This window comes from Gottfriedia sp. S16(2024) (assembly GCF_050473765.1).
Classification (GTDB): Bacteria; Bacillota; Bacilli; order Bacillales; family Bacillaceae_G; genus Gottfriedia.
The window spans coordinates 1-25770 of the sequence record NZ_JBFLUO010000001.1; the positions used below are offsets into that span (position 1 = coordinate 1).

At 42.3% G+C, this 25770-nt stretch carries 36 protein-coding genes; 11 read left to right on the forward strand and 25 right to left on the reverse strand.

What is annotated here, in order from left to right:
• Positions 1-232: 232 nt before the first annotated feature.
• The 10 genes from AB1282_RS00005 to AB1282_RS00050 all read right to left on the reverse strand — a co-directional run bounded on the left by AB1282_RS00005 (position 233) and on the right by AB1282_RS00050 (position 8296).
• Positions 233-565, reverse strand: coding sequence for a hypothetical protein (locus AB1282_RS00005; RefSeq protein ID WP_429898148.1), 333 nt, complete (start codon positions 563-565; stop codon positions 233-235).
• Positions 565-1569 (reverse strand): hypothetical protein, encoded by a 1005-nt coding sequence (locus tag AB1282_RS00010; RefSeq protein WP_429898149.1) that lies wholly within the window; start codon positions 1567-1569, stop codon positions 565-567. The genes AB1282_RS00005 and AB1282_RS00010 overlap by 1 nt, the downstream gene beginning before the upstream one ends.
• Positions 1570-3726 (reverse strand): DNA polymerase, encoded by a 2157-nt coding sequence (locus AB1282_RS00015; RefSeq protein WP_429898150.1) that lies wholly within the window; start codon positions 3724-3726, stop codon positions 1570-1572.
• Between the two features lie 187 nt (positions 3727-3913).
• The gene (locus tag AB1282_RS00020) at positions 3914-4303 is read right to left on the reverse strand and encodes a hypothetical protein (RefSeq protein WP_429898151.1); all 390 of its coding nucleotides are present in this window, start codon (positions 4301-4303) and stop codon (positions 3914-3916) included.
• 18 nt (positions 4304-4321) lie between these two features.
• Positions 4322-5107: a hypothetical protein gene (locus tag AB1282_RS00025; RefSeq protein ID WP_429898152.1), complete on the reverse strand. Its 786-nt coding sequence runs from the start codon at positions 5105-5107 to the stop codon at positions 4322-4324.
• A gap of 373 nt (positions 5108-5480) precedes the next feature.
• Positions 5481-5666 (reverse strand): hypothetical protein, encoded by a 186-nt coding sequence (locus tag AB1282_RS00030; RefSeq protein ID WP_429898153.1) that lies wholly within the window; start codon positions 5664-5666, stop codon positions 5481-5483.
• 173 nt (positions 5667-5839) lie between these two features.
• Entirely contained in the window at positions 5840-6481 is a 642-nt protein-coding gene (locus tag AB1282_RS00035) for a sigma-70 family RNA polymerase sigma factor (RefSeq protein WP_429898154.1), read from the reverse strand.
• A gap of 251 nt (positions 6482-6732) precedes the next feature.
• The gene (locus AB1282_RS00040) at positions 6733-6894 is read right to left on the reverse strand and encodes a hypothetical protein (protein WP_429898155.1); all 162 of its coding nucleotides are present in this window, start codon (positions 6892-6894) and stop codon (positions 6733-6735) included.
• Positions 6895-6911: 17 nt separating this feature from the next.
• Complete coding sequence (locus AB1282_RS00045) at positions 6912-8063, reverse strand: AimR family lysis-lysogeny pheromone receptor (RefSeq protein WP_429898156.1); 1152 nt, start codon at positions 8061-8063, stop codon at positions 6912-6914.
• A gap of 50 nt (positions 8064-8113) precedes the next feature.
• Complete coding sequence (locus tag AB1282_RS00050) at positions 8114-8296, reverse strand: helix-turn-helix domain-containing protein (RefSeq protein WP_429898157.1); 183 nt, start codon at positions 8294-8296, stop codon at positions 8114-8116.
• A 144-nt stretch (positions 8297-8440) separates the two neighbouring features.
• Between AB1282_RS00050 and AB1282_RS00055 the strand changes: the two genes are divergently transcribed.
• On the forward strand, positions 8441-8683 hold the full coding sequence (locus AB1282_RS00055; protein ID WP_429901034.1) for a helix-turn-helix domain-containing protein: 243 nt from the start codon (positions 8441-8443) through the stop codon (positions 8681-8683).
• A 32-nt stretch (positions 8684-8715) separates the two neighbouring features.
• Here the strand turns inward: AB1282_RS00055 and AB1282_RS00060 are convergent, their stop codons facing one another.
• The 14 genes from AB1282_RS00060 to AB1282_RS00125 all read right to left on the reverse strand — a co-directional run bounded on the left by AB1282_RS00060 (position 8716) and on the right by AB1282_RS00125 (position 17747).
• On the reverse strand, positions 8716-9678 hold the full coding sequence (locus AB1282_RS00060; protein WP_429898158.1) for a toprim domain-containing protein: 963 nt from the start codon (positions 9676-9678) through the stop codon (positions 8716-8718).
• Positions 9679-9867: 189 nt separating this feature from the next.
• The gene (locus tag AB1282_RS00065; protein WP_429898159.1) at positions 9868-11208 is read right to left on the reverse strand and encodes an AAA family ATPase; all 1341 of its coding nucleotides are present in this window, start codon (positions 11206-11208) and stop codon (positions 9868-9870) included.
• Between the two features lie 81 nt (positions 11209-11289).
• Positions 11290-11586 carry a hypothetical protein gene (locus AB1282_RS00070; protein WP_429898160.1) on the reverse strand — a complete coding sequence of 99 codons (297 nt, stop codon included), beginning with the start codon at positions 11584-11586 and terminating at the stop codon, positions 11290-11292.
• A 3-nt stretch (positions 11587-11589) separates the two neighbouring features.
• The gene (locus tag AB1282_RS00075; protein WP_429898161.1) at positions 11590-11796 is read right to left on the reverse strand and encodes a hypothetical protein; all 207 of its coding nucleotides are present in this window, start codon (positions 11794-11796) and stop codon (positions 11590-11592) included.
• Positions 11796-12317, reverse strand: a complete 522-nt coding sequence (locus AB1282_RS00080; RefSeq protein WP_429898162.1) for a hypothetical protein — start codon at positions 12315-12317, stop codon at positions 11796-11798. Before AB1282_RS00080 ends, AB1282_RS00075 begins: the two co-directional genes overlap by 1 nt.
• Entirely contained in the window at positions 12314-12532 is a 219-nt protein-coding gene (locus tag AB1282_RS00085; protein ID WP_429898163.1) for a hypothetical protein, read from the reverse strand. Before AB1282_RS00085 ends, AB1282_RS00080 begins: the two co-directional genes overlap by 4 nt.
• Complete coding sequence (locus AB1282_RS00090; RefSeq protein ID WP_429898164.1) at positions 12529-12759, reverse strand: hypothetical protein; 231 nt, start codon at positions 12757-12759, stop codon at positions 12529-12531. Before AB1282_RS00090 ends, AB1282_RS00085 begins: the two co-directional genes overlap by 4 nt.
• A complete protein-coding gene (locus AB1282_RS00095; protein WP_429898165.1) occupies positions 12756-13349 on the reverse strand; it encodes an ATP-binding protein in 594 nt (197 codons plus the stop codon). The genes AB1282_RS00090 and AB1282_RS00095 overlap by 4 nt, the downstream gene beginning before the upstream one ends.
• Positions 13350-13546: 197 nt before the next feature.
• Positions 13547-13984, reverse strand: a complete 438-nt coding sequence (locus tag AB1282_RS00100; RefSeq protein ID WP_429898166.1) for a hypothetical protein — start codon at positions 13982-13984, stop codon at positions 13547-13549.
• A gap of 413 nt (positions 13985-14397) precedes the next feature.
• Positions 14398-14760 carry a hypothetical protein gene (locus tag AB1282_RS00105; protein WP_429898167.1) on the reverse strand — a complete coding sequence of 121 codons (363 nt, stop codon included), beginning with the start codon at positions 14758-14760 and terminating at the stop codon, positions 14398-14400.
• Positions 14747-15481 carry a hypothetical protein gene (locus AB1282_RS00110; RefSeq protein WP_429898168.1) on the reverse strand — a complete coding sequence of 245 codons (735 nt, stop codon included), beginning with the start codon at positions 15479-15481 and terminating at the stop codon, positions 14747-14749. Before AB1282_RS00110 ends, AB1282_RS00105 begins: the two co-directional genes overlap by 14 nt.
• A gap of 85 nt (positions 15482-15566) precedes the next feature.
• Positions 15567-15872 carry a hypothetical protein gene (locus AB1282_RS00115; protein WP_429898169.1) on the reverse strand — a complete coding sequence of 102 codons (306 nt, stop codon included), beginning with the start codon at positions 15870-15872 and terminating at the stop codon, positions 15567-15569.
• 190 nt (positions 15873-16062) lie between these two features.
• Positions 16063-16521 (reverse strand): hypothetical protein, encoded by a 459-nt coding sequence (locus AB1282_RS00120; protein ID WP_429898170.1) that lies wholly within the window; start codon positions 16519-16521, stop codon positions 16063-16065.
• A gap of 200 nt (positions 16522-16721) precedes the next feature.
• Complete coding sequence (locus AB1282_RS00125) at positions 16722-17747, reverse strand: tyrosine-type recombinase/integrase (RefSeq protein ID WP_429898171.1); 1026 nt, start codon at positions 17745-17747, stop codon at positions 16722-16724.
• A 646-nt stretch (positions 17748-18393) separates the two neighbouring features.
• Here AB1282_RS00125 and AB1282_RS00130 point away from each other — a divergent pair.
• From AB1282_RS00130 to AB1282_RS00175, 10 genes are all read left to right on the forward strand, one after another.
• Positions 18394-19227: a ParM/StbA family protein gene (locus AB1282_RS00130; RefSeq protein ID WP_429898172.1), complete on the forward strand. Its 834-nt coding sequence runs from the start codon at positions 18394-18396 to the stop codon at positions 19225-19227.
• Complete coding sequence (locus AB1282_RS00135) at positions 19224-19445, forward strand: hypothetical protein (RefSeq protein WP_429898173.1); 222 nt, start codon at positions 19224-19226, stop codon at positions 19443-19445. Before AB1282_RS00130 ends, AB1282_RS00135 begins: the two co-directional genes overlap by 4 nt.
• 166 nt (positions 19446-19611) lie before the next feature.
• A complete protein-coding gene (locus tag AB1282_RS00140) occupies positions 19612-19890 on the forward strand; it encodes a hypothetical protein (protein WP_429898174.1) in 279 nt (92 codons plus the stop codon).
• Between the two features lie 318 nt (positions 19891-20208).
• Positions 20209-20604, forward strand: a complete 396-nt coding sequence (locus AB1282_RS00145) for a thiamine-binding protein (protein WP_429898175.1) — start codon at positions 20209-20211, stop codon at positions 20602-20604.
• Between the two features lie 29 nt (positions 20605-20633).
• Positions 20634-20774 (forward strand): hypothetical protein, encoded by a 141-nt coding sequence (locus AB1282_RS00150; RefSeq protein ID WP_429898176.1) that lies wholly within the window; start codon positions 20634-20636, stop codon positions 20772-20774.
• Positions 20775-20785: 11 nt separating this feature from the next.
• Positions 20786-20926 (forward strand): hypothetical protein, encoded by a 141-nt coding sequence (locus AB1282_RS00155; RefSeq protein ID WP_429898177.1) that lies wholly within the window; start codon positions 20786-20788, stop codon positions 20924-20926.
• Between the two features lie 2 nt (positions 20927-20928).
• Positions 20929-21627 carry a M23 family metallopeptidase gene (locus AB1282_RS00160; protein ID WP_429898178.1) on the forward strand — a complete coding sequence of 233 codons (699 nt, stop codon included), beginning with the start codon at positions 20929-20931 and terminating at the stop codon, positions 21625-21627.
• Positions 21628-21640: 13 nt separating this feature from the next.
• The gene (locus AB1282_RS00165) at positions 21641-24265 is read left to right on the forward strand and encodes an ATP-binding protein (protein ID WP_429898179.1); all 2625 of its coding nucleotides are present in this window, start codon (positions 21641-21643) and stop codon (positions 24263-24265) included.
• 69 nt (positions 24266-24334) lie between these two features.
• Positions 24335-24979 (forward strand): hypothetical protein, encoded by a 645-nt coding sequence (locus AB1282_RS00170; protein WP_429898180.1) that lies wholly within the window; start codon positions 24335-24337, stop codon positions 24977-24979.
• An 84-nt stretch (positions 24980-25063) separates the two neighbouring features.
• Positions 25064-25339 (forward strand): hypothetical protein, encoded by a 276-nt coding sequence (locus tag AB1282_RS00175; protein ID WP_429898181.1) that lies wholly within the window; start codon positions 25064-25066, stop codon positions 25337-25339.
• Between the two features lie 38 nt (positions 25340-25377).
• On the opposite strand, the gene AB1282_RS00180 is transcribed toward AB1282_RS00175, so the two are convergent.
• Positions 25378-25716: a helix-turn-helix domain-containing protein gene (locus tag AB1282_RS00180; RefSeq protein ID WP_429898182.1), complete on the reverse strand. Its 339-nt coding sequence runs from the start codon at positions 25714-25716 to the stop codon at positions 25378-25380.
• Positions 25717-25770 lie beyond the last annotated feature (54 nt).

The window sequence follows — 25770 nt, forward strand, 5'->3', positions numbered from 1 at the left end:
GTCCGTGAAAGTCTTCGCGAATCACGTAATCGAAGCCCTTTCCGATATGCTTAGCGATAAACAATGTCGCCATGACTCGACGATATCTGTCCGCAAAGGATGAGGTTGTTTCGAGTCAGTCTTAACGTGGGACATTGCGATTATCTTCGGCTTGCCGTTTGCGATATCGACTATCGCTACGCCTGGCGATGAAAGCGAGATGTCGAACGATAAGATGCGGTATGTCTTGCGTTTACTCGTCATCTTCGGACTCCGGCAATTCAACGCCCAACTCTGCAGCAGCTTCATAGATACACATATTAGCAGTAGCCTCAGTCATATTTCGAAGAAAAGCGTAAAAGCTATCTTTAACTCCGTAATACCTATCTATAAACGTTGAAACATTGTAGTAACTATTGTAATCCTCCCAATATTCGTTATTTAAAAGGAAATAGTCGCTACCTGATTTATGACCGAATGCGAGTAGAATTTCGTCTAAAAAAGGTTCATCTTTAACGCCTACAGTGACTAATTCTTCGCGAATTTTACCGTAATCCCCTACGTTCATATCGACTGACCTACCCATCAAATCGCCTCCCTACGCACATTTTCGATATACTCTAACGCTTCAGCATAACCACGCTTTTTCCAGTCCGGTAAACTTGATCGTTGCATACGTTCAACTTGCGACTGAATTTCCGCCAATTCCTCCGCATCAACACTTTCCGCACAACTACGCTTGAAGTTATTGAATCGGAAGCTTTCAAGGTCTAATGGCGGCTTAACACCTTCCGCAACACATCGCGTCACATTCGCAAATTTATCGAGTACGCCTGCCTTCATTTCGTCCGTAATATCTACGCCAAACACTCGGAAGTCCGGCGACTTTTCGTGCTCCGCGTCCGTCATAAACCACGCTTTAACGCTGCAGTTGACGTAAACGATTAGATACGCGTCGATATCGTACATTAATCCGTAGCAAGTTACCTGCTTTACGTGGTCATCTTTCGGACCTTTCATACGTTGGAATCCCGTTTCGCTGTACGACGTTTGCTTACTCTTGATTTCGATACCGACGCGCTTAATTTCGCCAGTTGCTTCGTCGAGATATTCGAGTAATCCGTCCGAGGTTCCGAACAAACTGAAACGTTGTCCGTTATGTTCGAAGAACCTCTGCGTCTTAACGAAGTCTTCGAAGAACGGATTACCTTCGCCATTTCGCGCCATCTTAAACGGAACTTTTTCTCCGGTAAACTTTTCGTAATGTCGCTCCGCTAAAAGTATCTCGCGTTGTAGCCAATCGCCGACTGCCGTTCCTCGTGCCGTATATCTTCGTTGCCACGGCTTAACTTCGTCCTCATCGCGAGGCATTTTTAACGCCTTGACGTAAAGCTCGCGGTCAGATGATCCGGACGATGAAGGCGAAAAATACGGTGCCGATTTGAAATCCGTCGGTTTATACTTACGCATTTCTTTCGCATATGCCTCGTGCAGTGCGATATCTAACTTCGTATCGAAAGGCTCGCGATATGAATGCCATTTATTTAGAAAATCCGTAAATTGCGTTGCTATTTCGTTAATGTTTGTCAATTAATCGTCCTCCTCTTCGTTAAACCATTCGTCATTCTTAACTTTTTCGAGCCATCTTTCCGGATTTAGTTCTACGTCGCAGCGTACCGGACAAACTAACTTAACTGCGTTTTCCATCGTTTCCCTTATTTCGTTAAGACCTTCTTCCGTAATATTTCGCGGACAGTCTAAAACGAGCTCATCGTGTACCTGAAGCAATATTTCGGAATCATGTTTCGCTAGTTTCGGTTTAAGGTCAACGATAGCTTTCTTTAAAATCGATCCTGCGCTAGCCTGTATCGGAAAGTTACCCGCTTGCCTTTGCGCTCCAAATTTACGGAACATATCCTTCGATTTAATTTCCTTATGCAATCGGCGCTTTCGTCCGAATATATCCGTTACAAAACCTTGCTTCATTACAAGGCGATGTTGCTCATCCATATAACGTTTAATCCCTGGATAACCGAGGAAGTAATCGTCGATAATCTTCTGCGCTTCTTTCTTACTGATTTCTAAGTTGTCAGCGAGTGAGCCTGCGCCCATTCCGTATACAATTCCGAAGTTTACTATCTTCGCTTGCTTACGAAACTTTTGCTCGGCTGATCCGTCGTTGTCTTTTCCGTTTTCGATATCTTCGTAGCTATATTGTCCTGCGCTTATTAACGCTGCAGTTGTCGAGTGAATGTCGTGCCCATTTTCGAAAGCTTTAATTAATACTTGCTCATTCGCCATATGCGCTAAAACTCGTAGCTCAATTTGGCTGTAGTCAATCGAGACAAGAATACGGTCGCTAGACGTCGCTAGGAAAAGATGTCGTACTTCTGGACGTTTCGCCGGTATTTGCTGAGTGTTAGGCGACTTACAAGTAAATCGTCCAGTCGCAGCTCCCCACGAATTATGCCATGGATGTATCTTTCCGTCAGACTTAACTTCCTTCGGTAACTTTTGCGTAAATGCTTGACGAAGTTTTCCGACACCTCGATATTCCATTATTAAAGGAATTACCGGATGTTCACGTTTTAACTTTTTCAGTATCTTAACGCCAGTTGATCCGTTAGCTATGTCCGTAAGTTTTAAATCTACGAATAACTTCTGCTTAAGTTGCGCTGGAGAATTAAGATTAATTTCTTCGCCGAAAATTCCCGTAATTTTTTCTAAAAGTTCCTTCTCTTCAACTTCAAATTTCGCGTCTAATTCCGAAGCCTTCTCGGTATCAAATCGAATTCCGCGTAAGTCTGAACGTATAAATTGACGACATACCGGCATTTCAATATCGAAAATTAATCGCTTGATATCCGCCAACTTTTCCGTGTTTAAGTGCTTCATTATCCAATCGTAAAGCTTCAACGTTTTCTCCGTATCGCCTGCCGCATAGGGTAACGCTACTTCTAACGGTACTTCGTTAAATTGAACATTCGGAAACAACTCGTCGAAGTTATCGCTCGGCTCTTTTAACCAATCCGTTAACAAGTTCTTTAAACGGTGATCACGGTTTTCATCGAGTGCCATCGCCATAATTCGAGTATCTGCGTGAAGAGCGTCCGTTAAGTTTAATCCGTAATGTACTTCCATCCATTTACAGTCGAAAGGAGCGTTGTGCATTACGATTTTAGCGCTCTCCAATACGTCCCATAATTCGCAGATTGAATGAATATGAAGTTGTTCACCTTCGGAATGCTTAATCGGAACGTAATAACTTGCGTTTTTAGTTGTAACGGAGAATCCCGCAACGTTGCCGCGCCACGGGTCTAAAGCCCCTCCGTTTTCTCCAAATGTTTCGCAGTCAAACGCGATTAATTCCGATGTTGAAATATCGTCGCGCATCTTCCAAAGTTTTTCATGCGTGTCAACTAATACGTAATTACTCGGAGTCTTCGCAACTAAATCCGCTAACTTCTGCTCGCGTTGACTTTCCGCCAGTTGCTTATATAACCGGAGCGCTTCCGCCTTGCTAAATCGTTTAGCAGAATCGGAGGGATTTCTGCCTATCAAACCCTCCGCCATTCCGCGTCTTACTTCCAGCAACCGTTCTTGATCCGCTGTTGCGTTTTTCATCGATAGAATCCGTTGCCACGCTTCGTCTATCGTTTCAGTTACGGCTTGCTTTCGCTTAACGGCTTCCTTTAAGGCGTCCGTTTTCTTAACGATATCGCCGCCGATATTTAATTCGAGTTGCATCGTTTAATCACCGCCTAGGTCAACGTCGGACACATTCATCCGTTTATAAAATTCGATTACATCTTCGGAATTATCTTCCGCCCAAGTTTCGAAGCAAGTTACGTCGCAAAAGTATTCTTCGGATTTATCGTCGTACAACGCAAAGCCTTGCGGGATGTTCGAGTTGCAGGCGTTGCAGACGTAACCACTAGCCGACATTGACTTCCGCCTCAACTTTCGTTAAATTAACCCAACGCTTGCCTATCGTACTCTCGCTCGCCCAATATTCCGCGAATCCTTTGCACGGAGTCATATATACGTCGTTGCCGTCAACTCCGACGATGTAATCGCAGTCTTCAAGCGAATAATTCGTGCCGTTACTTTTGCGCCCGCTGATTACGTACTCACCTTTGCGATCATGACGGCGATTAATCGTTTTAACCTGGAACGTTTTGCACTCGCCAGTTTCCGAATGCTTGCCGATTAAATCGTAAACTTCTGGGATGACAGGCTTCGAAATCTGCCATCCGCTAGCAATTAACGCAATAGTTGCGGCCATTTCGGAAAGACCGCCAGTTATCGTGGTTTCGTGTGCCATAATTACCGACTCCCTTCGTTAAAATGGTAGATCATCGTCAACTAAATCGTCGTTATCTACTGGCGCTACATCGTCCGCCTTAACTCCGATTGATAATCCGATTTTCGTAATATCGAAGCCTGCTGCGACTAAGTTTTCGATTTGCTCCTTCTCTTCTGCTTCGTAAAGCAGTCCTTCGAATAGTGACATATCGAACTCGTCATGCTTAGCGAAGTTAGCGCGTTCTTTGTCCGTCACTTCCTCGTCGTCTGGATCAAGCGATAACGGCGATAACATTACGATTGTATTCGTACTACTGCCGGATTTCTCTAACTCGAACGCCACTTTGCCGAGTTTCTTTTCGTTCTTTTTAATAACTGCGTGAACACCTTGCGCTTGCTTTTTCGATAAATCTACGATAATTGGCGCGCCGTCTTCTAAGTTGATGAATCCTAACGCGAATCTTTCTTTAGCGCGATACTTACTTGCTTCCGCCTTGAATTCCTCTTCTGATTTAACGTCACCTTTGTCGCGAGCTGAGAACGCCAAGTCCGTAAAGTATCTCGATGCTTTATCCCACGGCGTTAAATTTGATTCCGCAAAGCCTCGCGCATTTTTAACAGATGGATTCTTCGCTACGAACGAGTTAACTTTCTTGAAGATTCCGTAGCTATAAAAACGGATTAAATCTGCGGTACCCATTACGCGAACCTTATAAGAAGTTCCGCTCTTGAAACTTGCGAATTCTGCGCTAGAGCCTGCGCCCCCTTCGTTTGTTGCGTTTAGTGAGTTTAGCGCGTCTGCGCCTGCTTGGTACTGAGTCATTCAATCGATCCCCTTCCGGAATATAAGTTATTTTCGAACGCTGGTAAACCTGCGCCCGCTAGCGACTACTTTTAGTAAATAATCACTAGCCGACGTAGATACGGTTCCCACGCCATATCTATCGGCTCCCATTAAGGAGGTGGTTGTGATTTCGGATATCGGTAACGCACATTTTCCGTGATATTCTAAGCCCTCCACGGCGAGGAATACTCGGATACCCGCGAGTACGGCTTGCGCCCGTAGACGCTTCGAAAACGCCAAGTCCTGAACGTTTGCCAAACCGCCTTATTTATCGGCTCAGCTACGTTAGCGCTATTTGTTCGAAGCATTTACGGACGGGCGAAGATTAGTTCGCCGTTGTGTCCGCGGTCTTTTATCCGAGTCTTATCGCTTTGATTGCGCCTAATTTTACGCTATCTGCGTAATCTTCGTTAGCGTGGGTTGGTCCGTCATAAAAACGGTTAGGATCCGCGTTGAGTCTCTGTAATTTTTTCGCATAATGCGTATTATTTCGCCAGTTTTCGCGTATATTAGAAGTAAGCAAATTTCGTGTTTTCATCGTCAAAACCTCCGTGGGGTTGATTTTTGGAAACATTTCCCGTAATATTTAAATTAATGTTACAGTCGCTTTTTGCGATAAATAACGCTAGAAACTACGTTGTTAAATAACGTATAATAAACGTAGGAAGCGTAATTAGTACATAATGCCTATTTGTATTAATTACCTCCGAACTATATCGCAAACAAATAGTCTCGGTAATCGCCGAATTGTTTGTAATCGAATGTGCCGCCAAGCCTTTCGAAATTGCGTAAAACTTTAGAGTGGTGAACTCCTAATTCCTTCGCGATTGCCGTCGCTGTTGGTTTCGGATGAGTAAGGAACGCGTTTACGATTGCCGTCGTATCTGCATCCGCACCGTCTAAGAAAGAGTCGATCAGTTGCCGCTGGTCGGCTTTTTTCTTTCCGGTTAAATCCGTGATAACTTTTTCTTCGAGATTGAAATCGTCCGCTAATTCGAAAGTTGCCGCCTCCGGGTCAGCCGAGCTTTTATCAAAATCGTAATCTTCGTGAGCTCTTCGTACGATCAATTTCCGTAAGAGCGATTTGTATCGGCTAACTAATCGTAGCTGGAAGAGTTTTACGAAGTCGCCTCCGTCTTTCTTAATGACGTTCATGACATTGAATACTGTATCGTCGAATAATTCTTGAATATCGTGCATATTTGCCATGAAAGTATTTTTACTCCAGTATCGCAACTTAGATTGATACTCGTTTTTTAGTTCTTTATAAAAATCTGAAAAGTCATCCTCGATCCCTTTTTCTAAATAAAGAAATACTTTGCCGTTAATAAAATCTTTAGTTAATTCTTTCATTTTATCTCCTCCTCATTTACTATGCCGCGACCGCTTTTAACTTCGCGCACTTTTTTCAAAAACTTTTTTAAGTTTCGTAAAGTTCGTTAAGTAACGTATCGCTTAAATAGAATATAGCATTGTAAATTGGAAGAATTTGAAAAGTTTAGTATTTTATTAAAATTAAAAATCACTAAACTTTTTCTAATGAACATAAAAAAAGAAGAGCTGAGTAGCCCTTCAGTAAAGTATGCTTGGGTTTTATTATTCTATTATCGTCCGCCTGTGCCTGGATCTACAACTGCGCTTGTTGACATACCGCCTGGTGTTGATGCTGAATCTAATGTATTTGCTGAAGCTGCTGCTGATAAACCAAACACTAGCGTTACTAAAACAGCTAAACCTGCTAAACTATATAACATATTTTTTTTCATCCCTCATCGTCTCCTTTTTAGTCGTTGAATAGTAAGTTTGCCATTTGTGTATATTCCGGATCATCCTTCAAATGGCTGTAAGGTAAATTAGCGAAGAACTTATCACCTTTTTTACTAATAAAGAATATTAACGATTGCATAAAAAGGGTTTTATCACCTGTTGCTAAAGCTTTGTAATATAATTTAAACCCACTTACACCACTTTCGTCAATTGCTTTATTAATTAATTCTAAGGCTAATTCATTATTCCCCGTAATCGCCTCGTAATGTGCTTTTTCGGAAATGTCGTTTGTTTCGGGCTGTTGGGAATGTTTATTCCAAATGTTTTTAATGAACGGTATATCATTTTCGTCCACTACTTTTAATTCGGCTAACCTTCCAGTTTCTTCTAACAGTCCTCGATATCTTAGGATGTTACCCAAGCATAAGTCGTAATCTTCAAACAAGTACGACATTCCTAATAAGTATGCCGCGTTGGCTGTGAAAGTCGCGCTAAAATCCGAAGAAATTATTTCGTTTGCATATTTTCTTGCCAATTCTATGTTATTAAACTTATACAAGTTAACAAAAGCTAAACAGTCTTTCAACTGCATTGTATAAGACTCTCTGATGTATGTATCTTCTATTTCATTAATCGTAATATCCAACCCTTTGATAAGTGAAGCCATAATGCTGTATTCTCTCATTTTATTTCTACACCAAAACTCTGTATTTAAAGAAAGAATCTTCATTTCAATTGTTTTTGGTGAAAACGAGCGTAACTGATTAAGAACTTCTTCAGGATTATTACCTTTTAAATAAGACGACAAAATCGAGTAGCCTTTTGCCCATTCTATTAACTTTTGATCGCTTTGCCGTTCTTTGTTTACTTTATCGATTAGTTCGTCTAGTTCATCAACTTGCCTGTTTACCGCTAGATAATCTAAAGCGTAACAAACATTTTTAGGTTGGTTAAATCTCAAGCACCAGCGCTTAAACTTGCTTATGTAATCGTTGTTGTAAATAAATCTTGCAATTTTTAAAAGAGCTGGAAATTTCATTTCTGATCCGTTCTTAAAATGGGAAAGTGCCCCCTTTGTTAAACCTGCAGCTTTTGCGATATCTTGCCATGTTATCTTAGTTTCCAAGATGTCCAACGTTTCTTCGATTTCTGTAGCCACTAAAATCATTTATGAATTCCCTCCTTCTATTTAGATGCAAAAACAAAAATACAAATTAACTATTTTAACTTCCTAGGATTTTCTTGGTTTTTATCAATTACCCAAGTTTTCCCTATCTTCTTAGCTTTTATTTCCCCTTTAGCACATAAATCCTTTATATATGCGGGTGCTAAACCCCAAATTTCAGAAGCTTCCTGAGCTCCTATAATAGAATCAAGTATTTCTGTTGTATTTTTCACCATATAATTTCCTCCTCTGTACGCGTTATCGCTTATCTGTACTTTAATAATACTATACGCGTTATCGCTTGTAAAGAGAACAATTAAAAATATTTTTGAAGAAATTTACAAAATATGGTAATATTAAGTTGCATCACCGTATTGGAGGTGTTTATTACGTACAAAGTAGGTAAATGCCGCATTCAGGAGTTACTTGACGCAAAAGGCATGACGCAACAAGAACTCTCGGCAAGAACCGGTATGAGTAAAGGATACATCAACGATAAAATAAAGAACCGCGGCAAACACGGCATGTACATAGACAGCGCTAAGAAAATCGCCTCGGCTCTAGGATGTTCTATCGATGATCTTTACGAATGGATACCGGAAGGTAAGAACAAGCGCAGCTAGCGTAAGTCTTACCTCGGCAGCCAGTACGTTAATTAACGAATTTTCAAGCGCAAGCCTCCGCTACTTTCCGCTTTCTCCGCCATTTCCTTTAACTTCGCAACGCCACCGCCCTTAATAAGTATTTCGTTTACATCTTTAACGGTTGCCACATGCGCCTGCCTAACCCGCACGTATCCGTTTAAACTTTTCGTAACCTCTTCACGCAACTTTGCGCCCATCTTATCGTTATCAGTCGCGATGATCAACTCTTCTATATTGCTTCGGATAATCAAATCGCGCTTCTTATCGTTAAATGAGGCACCGCCGACCGCTATCGCAGAATAGCCCGCCATTTGCCACGACATCGCATCGATTTCAGCTTCGCATAGGACCGTCGTAGGCCTAGCGCGGTGAATCCCCCATACTAAGTCTCGGATAGGGACGGCACCTTTTTCGTACCAAAACGTCTTACCTCGAATACTCCGATACTTAATATTCGCTAGCTGACCGTTCGCTGCAAACCACGGAATCACAATCGCCTGCCTACTACGATCGTAACCGATTTTATTATAACGCTGAACGGCTTCGCTAATTCCCCTAGTTTCGAGATATCGGTGGCGATAGGCGTAACACACTAACACACTACGGTCTAAGTATCGCATATTTTCCGCTAATCGTAAATTGGGAAAATTTAATTTTATGCCGTCGGAGTAGTCCGTTTTATAAGCGTGGAGCAGGTATTCTTCCGTCTCTTCCGTCGTTTCGTTCCGCAAGTACGCTAACAAAGTAGTAAAGTTGCCGCTTTCGTACTCTGCGTCGTACGCACCGCTATCCTTCCACGCTCCCGCATAATCGCCGTCGAGACTGACGAAGAAGGACGGAGTTTTATCGTAGCGAAACGGGCTTGGCGCTAATAACTTCCCACCGGACCACTTGCCGTTAATCCACGGAAACTGTTCGAGCTCATATCGGACATTTACGTCGATCGGCTGGCTTCGAATTTTGATAATCGCCATATACGTACAACCTCCTTTTAATTGTATTACCTTTTATTGGTTAAAACAACATAATTCCTTAATGTGTCGTTAACAAACACTTAACGCGTAATTAACTTTTGCTTAATATTGGAAATACTTGGGTAATATTACCGTAATATTCTATTATACTATCGTAAAATTCGTAATACAATGGGGAAAATTATTTCGTTAGAAATTGAATTGCGATAGCGACGTTTCGTCCATCTGCAGCTCTTTCACGATACCGAAATTCGGCAGATACGTTACTTCTACTTCCGCTCCCTCTCCGCCATTCCTTCCTTTACCGATTGCGATAATGCCGCGCCCGTCTGACGTATCGATTCCGAAAGTATTAACCGCATCCTCTAGCACGGCCTTCGTTTTCTTAATCTCCGCACGCTTCGGCGGTTTGATTTCACGCACGCCATCGATAACTTCCTCGGTCGTCTCGTCCGCTTGTGTAATTACGTGAATCACCGCTTTTGTTTGCCCGGCTATTCGGCGTATTTTCATCGACGTATTCGAAGCGTCCCCTCCGGAGGTCTTAGACGTATTTGCTTCGTAATCCATATAATAGAACGGATCAACTACTACGACATCCGCTTTCGTTTCGATAATGTCCGCTTCAAGCTGCGCAACTCCGCGCTGATAAAAGTCGTCGTGGTCGGCAGAGCGCAATATTATCTCGCCAGGTAGCGCTTCATTTAAGATGACGAAGAAATCGCGTAGTTTTTCCTCTTCTTCTGCGCTGCCCAGTCGCCCCATCAATAACGCCTTATTCTCGAAGCCAACCTCGTAATTAACGCCGTCAATCACTTTCGAATCGCCGAACACTCGGGCGCTAAGCGAGGAGACTGCGCGGGCAATCCATTCGAACTCCGACATCTCCATCGCCCATACTAAAACCCTTGCGCCTTGCATTGCGGACTCTAGCGCTTCTTCCATCGTGAATACCGACTTACCGCGACCTGATCGCCCAAACCACGTATATAAATTTCCGCTTAGGTATCCGCCAATCTGCGCATTAATCGACGGAAACTTGCTGCGCCAAATCTTGAACGACTGTCCGGACTTGCGCGAATCGTACTCGGTTAAGAATCCGTTGTAATCCGTTTTCAAATTCGTTCCCGTTTTATTACGAACGCTTGTTCTTAGTTTAACCGATTGTAGCTCCGAAATCAAGTCGTCAATTATTTTATTTCCGTCGTCCTCTGCGGAAAAGTTTCGAGTAAATTCGCCTTCGAAATGCTCTTTTAACGCTATCTTTGCGGCGAATCCCTTTAGCTTGCGCGTTAGATAGTCGTACGAGTCGCTTACTTCCGGCACGAACGTATATTCGGGAATTTCCGAAGCAACCGTCGCATATGACGGAGCTTGATTGCGGTTAGTGTCGGAATAACTTTTAATAAAGCGATAAACTTGGCGTTCGGTTTTCGTAGGGAAATGCGACTCATCGACTCCCAAACGTGTTAGCGCCTGGGGATCGTTCGTCTCGATAACTTTCGATAATAATAGAGTTCCGTAGTTCATCGGATAGCTCACCGCCTTCTTCTTATTTTAATAGTATCGTAGTAGGTGCGTAAAAATTTGAACGGGTAGTGTTGCGACTTTCTATTGATTGTTTTCTGTATACAATTTAATTAAATCTTCTCTTGATAAACCAAGCTTACCTATTGCAAAAGTCAGTAAATCATAATCCTCGAAATCTTCATTTCTACAAAAGTTACAACTTGTTTCTTGTTCCCATTCTGAACCAGGCGGAGTATATCCATCTTCTTCGTGTCTATATCCTTCTGTTTCTGCACATTCATCACAACACCATCTAGTGCCGCATTCACAACCTGTAAAATCTCCACAATCCGGGAAAGTATCTCCACAATTATTACACGCATAAAAATCTACGCCCATTTTTCATTCCTCCTTGTTTTGTTCCTTAATCAATTTCCGAATTAACTCGTAGCTCTCCTCGTTACTGCCGACGCCACTACTCCGCAAATACCGGAATATCAAGTCGTCTAACTCCGCCTCAATCGCCAAGTATTCGCGGTGCAATTCAACGTCATACGTACGCGGAAAGTTTTCCTTCCGTTCTATCAACGCCTTAATTTCCGCTTCCATTAATCCGTCTCCGTTAACTTCTTCAACTCGCAGTCCATCGCAAACACCCTATCGCAATACTCAACGTCAGCCGTCTTCGCAAATTGATCCGCATACCAATTTCGCATATCTAGCAAGTTATCAATCTTTTCCGCTTTCTGCTTACGCGCTGCCTTGCGTTGTTCTGCTTCCTTCGCTGATAATTCTCTAGCCGTTGGTTGTCGTTCTTGCTTCGCCATACTAAACGCCTCCTTTGCGATTTTTGACCAATCCGTACTATTTTCATTCTTAAACGGAGCAGGCGCAGGATTCTTCGCTAGATATTCGTCAGCTTCGTCTGCGCGTACTACTAACGTTAAATCTTCGTGCTCAGCTTCTATAAAATCAAGCCCAGTATAAGCGTCAACAAGGTCGAAAACGGTCTCAGTCCAAACTTCGTCAGGATAATGCCAGGTGTCGACGTGGTAGCCGTCAATACGGAATATTCTCGGATGATAGCCGACGACCTTAACTAAGTCGCCGAAATTGAAAGGCGCGCTCATTCTAATTCCCTCAGATAAACGTTTATTCTTCGAGAAATGTCCAATCCTCCGTATAACTCGAACTCAACTTCCTTAACGTAGTAACGACCTCCTACTGTTTCGTAATCCTTTCCGTAAATCCCAGATAAAGTAACCGAATCTCCTTTGCGTGGAATAACCGTATCCTCATAACTAAATGAATATTCCGCATTTATATAAACGTTGATTTGATTCATTGCTTAAACCCCCTTTTAACATTTCCGACTTTTCCACTTCGTACATTAAATCGGAACAACCCTTTTTCCTTTACGTTAATGGCGTAATAACCTCCGCGAAGTCTTTTCCAATAACAATCGATACGTTTACCGTTTAAAGTTACGAGACCTTTGACAATTGCCTCCGCAGATTCCTTATAACTTTCGCATGCTCCGATATGAACCAACGCTTTTTGAATATCCATCATTTACGTATCCCCCGTTTCGATTTGCCTTCGAATTTCAGAATTCCGCACTGATCACGCATCCTATCGTACAACCTTGCGTCGAAAACGACCGCCATTTCCTCGATAGGTAGGTTGCTAGTGAAAATAGTGGGTAGTCCGTTAGTCGTCCGATAATTAACTATCGCGTGGACATACGACCTAAACGCTTCACTTGCCGACCTTACACCGATATCATCAAGGACTGCGAATGGAGCCGTTTGTGTACGTTGAATAGTCGCCTTAATCTTCGCCATTTCCGCTTCACTGTTCGTCATTGTTGCGAGGTTGTAATCGGTCTGAAACGAGTTAGTATCAAGGAATACTGCCGGAGTCTGAAGCGCCTGCCTACCGTGCTTCAAACTGCCGAGGTAATTTGCGATAATCCATTCGTTAAGTAGTGCCGTTGCCGTCGTCGTCTTGCCGTTGCCTGGACTTTCGCTCCATAGATATAGCGATTTAATCCGTTCACCACCTTCGTCAAACATTCGCTCAAAAGTAGCGACGTATTTATCGAGCGTGGCGTAAATCTTCGCCTGTTCTTCGCGAGCTGGCGAGTTCTTTAACGTAAGCATTCGATAGTCTGCCGGTACTCCTGCCGAGCCAGACCGCCCGCCTGTTCCGCTGAAGCCGTGCATTCTGACGAAGTGTCCGCAAGATGGCGAGCAGGATTCCGAGTTGGCTAGCGAGCAGCGTTGCGCTAGTAAGCATTTGTTAGCGTGGTTCATTCGATCACCCTTTCGTTAAGTTCGTTATTTAGTCGTAGAGTACACTAATCTTGAATCACCGTAATGTCTTCCGTATCCTCCATTCGTTCCATACAGATAGGACAAAAATACATAGTTTCTTGTGGTTGTTTAAATTCAACAAGTGATATAGTGTCACACTCTACACACTTCATTTTTCGAACTTTTAACCTAAATTTGTTGTTTTCAATATTACTTCCGATTCGAAATCCCTCTAAAGTTTCTCTGGCTATCTTTTGACCATACCCAATACCTTCTTTTGCTATTTCTCTCAATGTTTTATCTTGGAACTCAAGCCATATTCTATGATCTTTATCTCTTTTCTTAAAATGGTCTACTTCATAAACTTTGCTAATTAACCACTGCATTTCTTTCAAAGAAACACTTAACATTAAACCATCGTTATGAATCATGTCATATTCAACTGATTTTTTAATATTCTCAAACCATTCTTTTTCAGTCACTTTTCTTCATCTCCTTGTAATATAGATAAGTCATATAACCCACCTGAGATAACGCTATGAAAAAAGTTATTCCCGCTAATGAAAATACAATTTTATCTATCATTCATTCGTAACCCTTCTCAATCCATATACAAAGTAGCTTTACATAAACAACGACTAAACTACTAATTCCTACGATAGCCAAACATTCTAATATCGTAATAATTAACGCCTCCTTATTTTTCACCTTTCAAATACTTCGCAAAGCCACCGACAACTACCGCAAGCCCGACCACACTAAAGAATCCAACCGCCATAATTCCGACTACTGTAAATATGCCCATCACTTTCTCCTCCCTTCCGTTATCTCGTTACGAGCCACGCTAATATAACCCATAACGTAACACTTGCGATAACTCCCGTAAGAAATCCTTTCATAGCCAATCCGCATCAATTTCGTTATCAACTTCCGCAACTCGCTCCGCCATTACCTCCGCCTTCAAACACTGCGGCAAGTAGCGCTCCTTCATATACGTCTGTATAAAAGCGAAGTTAGTTCCGGGATAGTTTGCCGTAGGTGTGTAATTCGCCAAGCATACGTCGATAAAACGCTTAGCCACCGTCACACCATACGCGCTCACGAAGTTCTTCAGCATTCGCGTATCGACTGCGAAATTCCTTGCGACGTACTTGACGCCTAAGTGCTCTTCGTGCTTGGCGTAGAGATAATCGCGCAGGTGATTTGCGGACCATTGATCCGTTGGGATTTCGTTGTAATGCGTTTTAGCCTTCGCCATTTGCGTCGCCTCCTTCCGCATTCCCTTCACGCGAGTCGTCAACGATATTCCATGCCGAATGTCCGAGTGTGTAGTACGTACCATTTTCGTCTGCAATTACGGGACGGTCTTTTTTCTTCGCCACTACTTCGCCTTCCTTTCCGCTCATCAGACTACGTACAACGTCGCCTGTGCGGGCTTCTGTCGGCTGTGGGGCGGTTAGGTATTCCGACGGGACTTCGAGTCCTAGTGCTCGTCGTAGCGCGATTGCCTTGCCGATGTGAGCGTTGAAGCAGTCGGATGGGTCGCACTTGGCGATTCCTTTTTCGCGTATTAATTTCGGATTTATTTTCGCGCAGACTAGTGCAACGACCGTTCTTTTCTCCTTGTTAATAACGAACTTAATTACGTTAATTCTTTGTCGGTAAGTAAAGTTACCGTCTTCAATTCCGTTATTTAACTCGCTTTCCGCGTTCTTTTCCAACTCCGCCACATCGCGTTTAGCCTTCTCGATAATTTCATCGCGGATTTCTTGTTCCGATTGAATTGGCGTTCCGACTGGCGCGATTGCTTCCGCCGAGATTCCGCTCGTCATCGCCTTGACCATTCCTTCGTTATATGAGCGCTTTTTGATTTCGAGCACGATATCGCTCATTAACACATTGAGCTCTACGTAGTTTAGCGTTTGAAGCTCGCGTCTGAAGTTTGCGAAAGTGCTTTCGTTTAGGGTTTCGTTTGTCATCGTATTACCTCCGTTTTGATTTCGTTAATTTTGACGGCGAATTAGCCGTTTTAAGTGCGCCGTGACACTTTATACCTGACGGGCTCTAGCGCTTTAATATCGCCGACAATTCTGTCTCAAATCGTTTAATTTCGTCCAAGACTTCTGTTAAACTAGTTGCGTCTGAGCTATTAACCTTTTTGCACATAATACTTTTAACCGCTTGCTCTACCGATGGATGATACGAAACGTCGCGCCATTCTTCGCGTAATGCTGACGAAGCACCTTTCGCTTCTAATTTCGCCCAATTCGGTGATTTCGTAGGATCTACGATGTGTTTGCGTTGAACAATTACGTTATGAGTATCGGATATGATTTTAATGTCTTCCGTTATATTAATATTTAGCGCCATATTAATTCCTCCTATTTATTATCGATAATCACTTATTAGCGATATTATCGAAGTTATATAATAGATAGCGATAATGTAGTGAAACGAAATTATTGCCATCTTTTAATCTTTTTAAATAATTCTTTTTAAAGGTATTCTTTTTCATATACGCTGACGAAGGTTAATATCTACCGTACAGTAGAGATAATCTTCAGGCTGATAACTTTGACCCTTTTTCTTTACCTAAAAGCTTTCCGATATTACCGTGTTTCTCGATAACCTTACGTAGCCTTTCTTCAATCTGCGATTCAATTTCTCGGAATTGTTGACGCTCCTTCGGATCATGTACGATATAAATAATTTTATCGCGACCTCTTCCGCTTGGTTTGTACTCTAACGATACTAGTCCGCTAGCTTCGAGAATTGCATCAAGGACAGGTAGCGTCGAGAATGACAACTGAAACTTTTCGATAATTCCGCTTCTACCCTTCCAAGATTTACCCATATTATCGCTAGCCTTTTCGTTGTTTCGGTACCGTAATAAAAATAAGTAGTACATCGTAGCCTTATCGCCAATGTACGGATGATATAAATCGAACAATTCGTGGAACATTATCGAGAAACCTGTTCGCGTCTCACCTGATCTTATATATGCCTCATACTCTCCCACCTATTTCACCTCCGTATCTTTTATATTCGGTAGTGTAGATTTATTACTGGACTAACGCCCTTACTTCTTATGACGCGGAAGGGAGTAAAGTCGCGCACTTTTTGTGCTCTTACTTCTTATGCCACGCTAATTCACAACTTCGCGCAACTTTTCCGCGCACAAAAAAAGACCCGCCATTTTTGGCGAGCCCTTCCGAATCCCTATAAAAACTTTCGTAATTCATTCGATACTTCTTCTTTTTCCATTCCGAGATACTTCGTCGTTACCGCTAAATCGCTATGCCCTAGCGCTTTTGATATAAGGAGTATGTCCGCTCCTTTATTGCGTAATCGCATCGCAAATCCCCGTCTAAGCGCGTGAGGATTAATGTTCTTCAGGCCGTAAGTATCGGCGTACTTCTTTAACCTACGTTGCAAAGCGTTATTCGTTCCGTTGATCACGCAGTCGCCAAACATCGTTACAAATACGTAATTATTTTTCTTAGCGTATTCTCGGCGGACTACTGCGTTCTGTTGAATTAATACCGCAAGTAGCTGCGCCGTATATTCCTCTAACGGTAAAATCAGTTCCTTACGGTTCTTTAAAATGTCGCCACTTAAACGGAGCTCTCTACGCTCGACGTCGATATGCTTTTCTTCTAATAGAGATAACGTTTTGATTCGGAGTCCGCATTGATACATAACTAATATGGCGATTGCGTCGCGCAGCTCTACGTAATCCGTTAAGTCTAGCATCGAAAGTAGAATATCGACGTCCTTCTCCTCGGCTCCGACTTTTACTTCGCTATCAACTTTTACGGTAACGGTTTTCCAGAACTTCGTCTTAAACCATCCGTTATCTAAACAACGCGTTAAGAACGCCTTCAGACATTTTAAGCGCGTCAGCTTCGTCTGATTACTTACGTCCATCGCCGAAAGCCAGTCCAGTATTTTATCGTTATCGATTTCCGATAAACTTTCTACGCCGACTGTTTCCGCAAAATGATTAACGTGCAAATTGTAGTCGCTAATCGTTCGCTCGCGGTATCCCATGATTTCCATTTGACGCGTGATCGACTTTAATGCGTCCGCTATTTTAACGTCATCAACTGGCGCTACTATTGGCGTTTTTACATCCGTTAACGCCGTTCCCTTGACCGTTGACTTCGACGCCTTATTTGCGCTACTTTTACCGAGCGATACCCCGTCCAATGCGGAAATATCGAATATACCTTTTCTTTTAGACACGAAAAAACACGCTCCCTACCGATAAGTTTTGCGATCATTTCACGGAAAGTTCAACGAGTATTTATTACGTATATTTCACGTAAATTTACCGGTGGAACGGCGTTATGACCGAATACCTAATCGATGGAAAAGCGTGTTATATCAACGTCTGATTACGTTCTTTTGGACGTCCTGAGAGGGATTCGAACCCCCGACCGCTATTTGAAAATAATAAATCCGCGCTTGTTCTATTCGTTCATTTCACGCAAATTTCATCGATTGAGTACGGCGTTCACTACCGTTCTTTCGCGAAAATCTTGACCGCTATACGATTAGTTTAACAAAGAATACGTATTTTAGTAAAGTAATTTTTCGGAATGGCTCCGTTACTTACTCGGAAGTTTATCGTTCATTTCTACGCAAATATCGGCGGAAGTTGACCGATAACCTAGACGTACCCTTCTCGCACGTTTTAACCGTCCATATAGCGTCCTAATCCTTCTCGAATATCTAACGTCCCATTAACGAAATTAACGCTAATTTGACGCTAATTTTAACGGTACACGCAATAATCGGAACGCTCCGTCATACATATGTATTACCGCTAGATGAAAAACGGCGGTTTGGTATTACGTATGTATTACCGAATTAACGAGGAGGTTTTCGAATGGATAATTTTATCGGAATTGACGCAGGCAACGACGGAACGAAAGTGGCGTACGATGGCGGAGTCTTCTCTTTTCCGTCATGCATTGGCGAAGCTCGCGACCGCAAATTAGAAAACAAACACGGAGCCTACGATTTAGACGTCGTATTCCGCAATAAACGGTATTTTATGGGAACACTAGCGAAGTATGAGAGCGATATGATCCGTCAAACTGGCGGCTTATCGAAGGTCAAAGAGGAAACGTTACTCCGCGTCTTGACGGCGTTGTTCCTCGCTTACAAAACGGATTACTCCGAAATCATTTCCGTAAACGTTGTCGTAGGCCAGCCGATTAAGATGCACACGCCGGACGAGAAATCGAAATTGCGCCATATAATAGAAGGAACGCACTCAATCAAGGTTAACGGCGCAGAAAAAACGTTCCATATCGCTAAGTGTTCCGTTGCAGCTGAGGGCGCTTCCGCTTACTTTTCTCTTCAATTTTACGAGGAAATTGTTCGGATAATCGATATAGGGTCCGGAACTGTTAACTTCGCTACAATTCGAGAAAATCGATTTATTGACCGTGATTCAAATACGTTAAACTTCGGAACAGAAAAAACGAACGATCACGAAGCGCTAGCGAAAGCAATCGTAGCATTCGTCGATAATCGTTGGAATAAAAAAGATAAGATTTATATCGTTGGAGGAAGTCACGAGAAATTTGCGGAGTTACTCTGCGACGAACTTAACATCAACATTCTAAAACCAGCGAGTTTATCGGCCGGAGAGTTATCGCCTATATATGCCAACGCAATCGGATTCTATCGCATATGTAAGAAGATAGGCCGATGAAGGCGCGCGTGATTAAGTCCGTATCATTTAACGCAAGTGATCCGATTGAGTTGTCGATGCTGGCGCATTTAACGAAATTCAGTAGCTTTTCCGTGTATGTGAAGCGATTAATTCAACGAGATATGGACGGAAGTTATGCGCCACCGAAAGCTACGCAAACATATCAGCAGACTCCGGAATTTGATGACGATAAAATTGATTACGAAAGTTTTACGTAAGGCTTCTCAAGGACACGCAACTTTCGGAAAGTTGGCGCATAAGCTAATAGCGTAAAGCGTAGCCGCTAAGTTAGCTTCGAAGAAAAGTAATACCGCCTGATTGGCGGTTTTTTATCACCTTAGCGCTATTACCGATAATACCGAAAATCTAACGGGAGGGATTCGAATGGGAAACAAATTTGTGAAGTCCGTTTCCTTTAATATTACGAATAAGGATGACGAAATTATTTTGAAGGCGGTCAAACGTCGCAACTTTTCCGGTTATGTTAAGAAATTAATTATGGCGGATATCCAGGCGAAGCAATTAGCGAAGGAGCCGGAGTCAGTCGAAAAGCCTGCCGTAGTTAAAAAAGAAGTTAAGCCGGAATCTAAAATCGATCAATTAAAAAAGCGCCAACAACAAGGAAAGTCGTCAGCACCACAAGTATTTAAACCGAATAGTTAAAACGAATGTTTAAAGTCCTAATAAAACCGATATTCCTCCGATAATAGCTCCGCCAATTAATCCTAATACTACATGCATTAAAATCACTCCTTTATTTAAGTTAAAATTAGTATTACCCTCTTTCGCCCGTTTATGCGAAGTTTACGAAATTAAAACGAAAAGGAAATGATTGCCGTGAAAACTAAGAGTTATACGATAAAAGAATTTTTAAATAAACAAAACAATCCTACGATTAGTATGAGTATTATCGATTTTATTATGATCTGTTTTTGGATAATTTTATTTTCACCGATTAAATATTTTTAGGAGGTCGTCATCATGGCGAAAACAACTACGATTAACTTTAACGACTTTATGTCCGGAGCATACAAAACGCCGAGAAAGGCGAAGCTGACGTTACCCAAGCGCAAGCCTCAAACGGTCAAAGAGGCGGTTAAAGACGTAATAGGCATCATATCTGCTTCCGGGTTAGCCTATCGAGTGATATCGATGGAAACGGTATTAGCTGCGAGTGCTGACGCAACTTTCGGAAATGTTCATGGCGCATTGATGAAGGCGTTCGATGCCGGCGTAGTATTAGTAATCATTTTCGCAGGCGCAAGTTGGGCGCTAGGACATCGTACGAAGGCCATCGAGATTATTATCGGAGTATGCTGCGGATATGTTTTAGCGAGACACGCGATCGACATTCGCGACTTTTTAAAAGGAATTTAAATGAGTAACCATTATAAGGAGGAATTGAAATGATAATTTTAGGTTATACAGTATCGATTTTAGCTTACGGAGCGTATTACGCAGCTTTTGGATACACAGGTTATGAAGTTGGGAAAATGTCATATCAGGCGGTAGTCAGAACGGTTAAAACTGTAAAAAATAAAAAATAGGGGTGTTCGAAATGGCTAGAAGAAAAACAACGCCAAAGAAATCGAAATCAAAAATTAAAAAGGTGCTAAAGAATACGAAAAAAGCCGCTATTAAAACTAAAAATATCACCGCGAAAGTTACGGATAAAATTAACAGTATTTGGGGGTATTGACGATGAAATTTCGATTAAGTGGCGCATTTGGCGAGTTATCGCCAGTACGCGACGGACGTCCTCATACCGGAATCGATATCGCAATGCCCGAAGGCACTGAGCTCCGTTCTATTTGCGAAGGTGTGGTCCAACGCGTAGTCGATTACGGTCATAACAATATCGGAAAAGGCGTAATCATTAAAGGAAACGACGGTAACTTTTATATCTACGGACACATGAGTAAAATTCGCGTTCAGAAAGGCACGTACGTTCACGACGGCTCATTCATCGGATTATCCGGAAATACCGGACATTCGACGGGCCCGCACTTACATTTCGGAATTCAAGCGCCAAACGGACACTTTATCGACCCTACTTCTACTTTTGATCATCTCGTAGCAAACTCCGGAAACAATTCGATAGGCGGTGCGTTATGGGAACGATTTAAGGACGTTCATGGCGCAAATGGCGTTAAAGATAACGCAGTCGATAAATTTATGAATCACCTGGCGACGGACTTATCGCATTGGTGCTCCGTTAAAATGCACGAATTTCATGATTGGTTTACGTGGGCATTGCCGGATATGGTCGGTTATCTAGCGCTAATCTCAGCGCTAAGTATTATGTTATTTTCGATAGTTGATACGAAATGGGTTAAGCGTACGATAGGCGGATTTGCCGCAGCTTTCATTGCTGCAGTCGGATATCTTACGTATAACTAAGGAGGCTTACGGCATGAGTAACGATAACTACGAAGTCATGCGAAATAACGGAAGTAGCGATTATCTTCCGCAAGTTAGAACGAATTATTATCCTGCTTTATATAATGACGGCAAGCCATCGGAAAAGCCACGCGGCACGAAGTCGTGGTCTAACGTTTGGAAGGCGAAAATTGAGACGATTAAATGGAACGACTTTTTTGAAGTAGAGCGCAATAAGATGGTCACTTATCGAATTATTCCGCATTCTAACGTAACGAATAATACGAAGCGATTATGGAGGACAATTTTTAAAATGTACGAAATGTATGAAGGTATAGGCAGCCGATTAGAACGCGATGGCTTTAAGTTAAGATATCGCGAAAAGGATACGTTTTGGTACGACATTATTTTCCGTCAAGTTAACGGTCAGAAAAAAGTCGAGTTCTACGTAAGCACTTCCGAATACCAAGCGCAGAAATTAAAACGCAAACTTGAAAATAAAATGCACGTTACGATAAAGGAAGCGAATGTTGAGGACTTGCGTGTACCTTCCGAGAATACTATCGTTCAAGAGTTGCGTTATTTGAAGCACGATTTATTCTCGATGAATACGAACTCAACGGACACGAAGACGCCAATCGCCGGCATTCTGAACACGGTTGACGAGTTGCAATTCGACGGAGACTTCGCTCGCCTTTCGATATGTAACGAAGCAGAAAATCGCAATAAATGGATTAAAAACGCAAGCTGGGCGTTTGAGAAAATCGGCAAAGGTAAAGTTCCGCAGCGTGCTGATCTTAACGCTAAGAAAATCGTGAACGCTTCGAAGATAGGAATTGCCGGCATCCTCAACGAAATTAACGACTTAATCACGGATACCTTCCAAGCGTTCACGAACGTATTCTTTAAGTCGGAGGAAAAGTATAAAAAGTCGAAGGTTATTCCGAAAGCCTATTCGCTAGAGGACGAAATTAGCTCGCGCACTCTCTCCGCCACTACTCGCGAAAAAGCGAATCAACCCGTATTCAAATCGCGCATACGCGTTGTATCGCATTCTAATGACCGTCTAACACGCGAAACGATGGGCGAGACTCTAGCGTTAGCCTTTAACGAAATCGCCGAAAATAACGAACTACACGGCGTTAAAATACGTATCAAAGCGCGTCAGAAGGAAGTTATCTCCGAGTTGAATACGCTAACCCTTTCGAATAAAACGAAGCTAGACGGAAACGTTAACCTGATTTCAACGGATGAAATGTCGAAGCTAGCGTTACAAATGCCAACGCAGGAGATTCAACGCAAGTATGCCGATGCTATGAGCGTTAAGGTTAACGTCGAAACGGATATTCCGAAGGCATTGCAGGATACGACGGGCATTTACCTCGGAGTTAGTGAAGTTAAAGACCGCAAAGTTCCGATTTACTTGCCGTACAAGAATCCGGATGACTTTTACCGAGGCTATGCGTTTATCGGCGCGCAAGGAATGGGAAAAGATACGGCGCTACAGAATTTCGTAGTTGAAAGTAATACGAAGCATAATATAAGTTTCGTTATTCCAGACGTTATTGTCGAGGAAGGCGACCGAGGATTAGCCGATGGGATTCGCGACTCTTTGCCCGCAGATAAAATAATTGATCTCGATTTAAACGATGAGACGTACAAAATTCCGCTTGATTTAACGGAAGTCGTTACGAAGTTAGGCCGCGCAGGCTCCGACCGTTTTGCTGACGAAATTATTAACTTGCTGAAACTTGACGGTCATATCGTAGCTAAACGGATATTACGTACCGCAGCAAAAGCGAGTCAAGGTTCGTTATATAATATCAAGCGAATTATCGAAAACGAAGATTACCGCTTTAGACGTATAGCAGAATTACAAGACGAAGGTAATTGGCGATTAGCAGACGAATTGTTATCGTGGGGAACGAACTTACCGACGAAAGATGAAAAAGGCGATACTGGACCGTCAATCGGAAATAAAGCTGACCCGGTATTGAACCGCTTAGACGACTTCTTCGGAAGCGATACTTTATTCGATATTTTCGCTCAATCACCTCTACCGGAATTAGATTTCGCTAAATGGATGACGGAAGGAAAAGTTATAATCGTTAGAATTCCTATTCGAAAAATTGGCGAAGCTGCTGCGAAGGTTTTAACGCATTGGCTTATTATTAAAACGTGGATGACGCGTATGTTAATGGCGAAGCAGGAACAGGAAAACGGATGCTTCGTAATATTTAACGAGCCGGAGCAGTTTATGACCGAAGGAATGGCGGACTTTATGAGCCGTATCGCAACGCAAGGACGTAAGGAAAGACTCGGTAGCCTGTTCGCGTTCCATCATTGGAACAAATTGCCGGCATCACTGCAAGAAAACTTAATCGCTGGCGGAATCAATCAGTTCCTTTTCGCTAACGATCATAAGCGCACGTTTGAACTCGCAAGTGAACGATTAGCGCCGACATTTACCGTCGAGGATGCGATGAGGATTCCGAAACATACCGCTATCAATATAGTTCGTGTTAACGGCTCCCCTGCTCACGCATTCCTCGTACAAATGGCGCCCCCTTGCGCTAAGCCTTACGATAACTCCTTCTTAACGAAACGCCACGCGAGGATTTACGGACGCCATTGGCAAGAATTGCAGAACGCGCTTTAAATAAAAAGGATATTTTATCCAATTTATAGAATATAGTTAGATTAGATTAATAAATGGAGGAATGAAAAAATGAAAAAACCTTTTTATAAAAAATGGTGGGTTTGGTTAATCGCGGTATTTCTATTCATAGGATTTGTTAACGCATTTAACGATACTGATACGGCTTCGACTAAACCTAAAGAAGAAGTAAAGAAAGAAACGATAAAAAAAGAGAAACCTAAGAAAGTTGCCACACCTAAGAAAGTCGATAACTCAATTAAATCTGGTATGTACAAAGTAGGTAGCGACATTCAGCCCGGAGAGTACGTTCTAATTTCAAACGGAATAGGCTACTTCCAAGTTTCTAAAGATAGTACCGGTAAGTTAGAAAGTATTATCTCAAATGATAACTTTACTACGAACGCAATCGTAAGTGTTAAATCCGGTCAATATTTTGAGTTTAAAGGATCAAAAGCTTACCCAATCGCTAAAGCTCCTAAATTAGAACCTAAAAACGGTAAGTTAGGAGAAGGCACTTATAAAGTAGGACTTCACATTCAACCGGGCGAATATAAAGTATCAGCCGATGGAACGGGGTATGTTGAAGTAGCTAAGTCTAGTTACCACAATTTAACCGATATTGTAACTAACGATAATTTTGAAGGCGAAAAATACATCACGCTTAAAGCCGGTCAGTATATTAAGGTTTCAAACGCGAGTATCATAGTTAAATAATTAAAGGCCTCTGACTTTTTCAGAGGTTTTATTTTTGTTATATTATAGGAAAACGCGCTACAATATCGTTAGGAGGCGAGCGTTATGTTTCCGCTAAAAAATTACTATGAAGCGTGTATTAAACGAGAAATTTACGGAATGCGAAAAGAGGACGCGATGAAGCGCTTGACGAATATACTTGCGTGTCATGTCGTGACAAAAGATACGGCTGAGTCCGTTCATGTCCGTTACTTTTCGTGCAAGTTGGACGGAGTTGAAATGGTGCCGAATATGGACCGTTGGATAGGGACGATTGCGTTGCGGATTGAGGGCGGATTTGTGCGAGAGTCGGCGATTAGCGTTTCGGATAAACAAAAATAGCGCCCCGCTTCCGAAGAGGCAGGGCGTTTGTTGTTGCGTTATAAAAACATTCGAAGCTTATCACAGTGATAGATTTTTTCCTCTCTAGTGACACCTTGTTTCGTTATCTCAAACAAGAAACTAGCTAAATATTCATTTCCGGCGATTTCATTGATCACATCAGATGGTAACTTACCGTACTGTAAGAAGAGTGTTTTTCGTTCAATCTCGTATGCAATCGCTAGTTTTTCCATGAGCTCATCATTTGCTGGAACTCTTTTATTTCTTTCGATATCGGAAATGTACGCCTCAGATACGCCAACTTCATTTGCAATGTCAATCATCTTCTTGTTATTACTACGTCTAGTTGTTCGAAGTATATATCCTACAGTTTTCATTTGGTTATTCCTTCCAATTTTGGCGGTAATATAATTGTACCAAATTTTCTGCTT